The organism is Mesotoga sp. UBA5825 (assembly GCF_002432955.1).
Taxonomy (GTDB): Bacteria; Thermotogota; Thermotogae; order Petrotogales; family Kosmotogaceae; genus Mesotoga.
The window spans coordinates 1-1,634 of sequence record NZ_DJHG01000044.1; the positions used below are offsets into that span (position 1 = coordinate 1).

Here is a 1,634-nt window from a genome sequence, read left to right on the forward strand (position 1 = left end):
AGACGCGCTCGGCCTTGTGCCTCCTTTAGAGTTTATTCCGGTGGCCGAGAAGACGAAGCTGATTGTACCGATTGGAAGAAGCATTATACTTCAAGCGCTCCGTTTCCTGAAACGGCTAAAAACCACCCGCCACACTTCGATCGGTGTTTCAATCAACATATCTGCTATACAGCTTCTGAGAGATGACTTCACAATCAGCCTGTTAAAGATGATAGAAGATACTGAAGTTCGGCCAGAGAATGTCTGCGTAGAGATCACGGAGTCGGTTGTCGCCACAAACAATGAGGAAATAAACCGTATTCTTGGTGAGCTGAGCGACTCTGGGATCCAAATAGCGATAGACGACTTCGGGACGGGCTACTCATCCCTTGCCAGAGAAAGAGATCTAAATGTGAACTGCCTGAAGATAGACAGATCCTTCATAGACAGACTGATGTACCTCAAAACCGAGGATACTATTACAAGCGACATAATCTCGATGGCTCATAAACTTGGGCAATGCGCCATAGCAGAAGGGGTAGAGCACGAAAAGCAAAGAGAGTATCTGAAGAGATGGGGATGCGACAAAATTCAGGGGTATCTGATCAGCAGACCTCTGGATGAAGAAGCGGCAATAGAATTCCTCAAGAGATACAAGCGCAAGCGGCGACTGCGATAACGATTGCCTTTGTTGAAGGGAGAGAAAAAGAGCTCGTCGTTCACAAAGCTCAGTATTGGCTTATGAAAAACGACAGATCGATTGCAATTGTCAACAATTCTGTATTGAGCTTCTTTCACTTTCCTGAAAGTCGTCATTCCATGATCAGCTCCCATGTATCCGAGAGCGAAGAGCTGCCGTCCCAACCTCCGAACAGCAGGACCGTTCCACTACTCTCGATATACGCCATAGTGTAGTATACACGCCTCGGTGGCAGCAAGGCTTTCATAACGTTCCTCGGCAGCGAATAGCCTATGGGGTTCCAGTGAATTCCGTCCCATTCGATCATCTCATTCCTACCCCCGAATGAAACGCCGTGAACGATGATAAGGTCACTCACACTGTCATATACCATCGAGTGTCTTGAGCGAGCAAAGAGGTCGTCACTGGCGACTTGAATCCATTCGTTGCCGTCCCAAGTCCACGTGTCACCGAGCATTCCCCGTTGGAAAGACGGCCTCCAAAGAGCACAATCAGCTTCTTTGAGGCATCATAAACCATCCCCGCCCTGGATCGACCTTCAGGCCCGGAAACATCGACGATTTTCCAGGAGTTGCCGTCCCACTCCCAGGTATCGGCCGGCTCTCTTGGAATGCCTCCAAAGACTACCGCCACTCCACGATCGGAATCGTAGGCTACTGCATGCCTTGAACGAGGGCAGGGACCGGATGTGGAAAGGTGTTTCCATTCCCGGCCGTCCCACTCCCATGTGTCGCTCAGGGGGGGCGCCGTCATTTCCTCCAAAGAGGATCACCGCTCCTCGTCTGCTATCGTAGAACATTGCATGTCCCATCCGCGGGCTGGGACCTGTCTCGGCCACCAAATCCCGCTGCACATCATAGGCCATCGCGTGACTATGCGAGCAGAAGGGCCGTCTATTTCCAGTTGATTCCACCGACAGACCTGTCCTGCACCTGTCAGTGCAGCAACCACAGCA

At 51.0% G+C, this 1,634-nt stretch carries 4 protein-coding genes; 1 reads left to right on the forward strand and 3 read right to left on the reverse strand.

From position 1 onward, the window contains the following. On the forward strand, positions 1-658 hold a 658-nt coding region (locus B3N33_RS04490; RefSeq protein ID WP_292592288.1), incomplete at its 5' end, for an EAL domain-containing protein. Positions 659-791: 133 nt separating this feature from the next. On the opposite strand, the gene B3N33_RS04495 is transcribed toward B3N33_RS04490, so the two are convergent. From B3N33_RS04495 to B3N33_RS04505, 3 genes are all read right to left on the reverse strand, one after another. Continuing rightward, positions 792-1,037 carry a kelch repeat-containing protein gene (locus B3N33_RS04495; RefSeq protein ID WP_214079806.1) on the reverse strand — a complete coding sequence of 82 codons (246 nt, stop codon included), beginning with the start codon at positions 1,035-1,037 and terminating at the stop codon, positions 792-794. Next, entirely contained in the window at positions 1,034-1,432 is a 399-nt protein-coding gene (locus tag B3N33_RS04500; RefSeq protein WP_214079805.1) for a hypothetical protein, read from the reverse strand. Before B3N33_RS04500 ends, B3N33_RS04495 begins: the two co-directional genes overlap by 4 nt. Before the next feature lie 15 nt (positions 1,433-1,447). Further along, on the reverse strand, positions 1,448-1,634 hold a 187-nt coding region (locus B3N33_RS04505), incomplete at its 5' end, for a hypothetical protein (RefSeq protein WP_292592290.1).

What these genes read in the sequence shown, in the direction of transcription:
- B3N33_RS04500 (WP_214079805.1), bottom strand. Translation starts at nt 1,432, where the DNA reads ATGACGGCGCCCCCCCTGAGCGACACATGGGAGTGGGACGGCCGGGAA.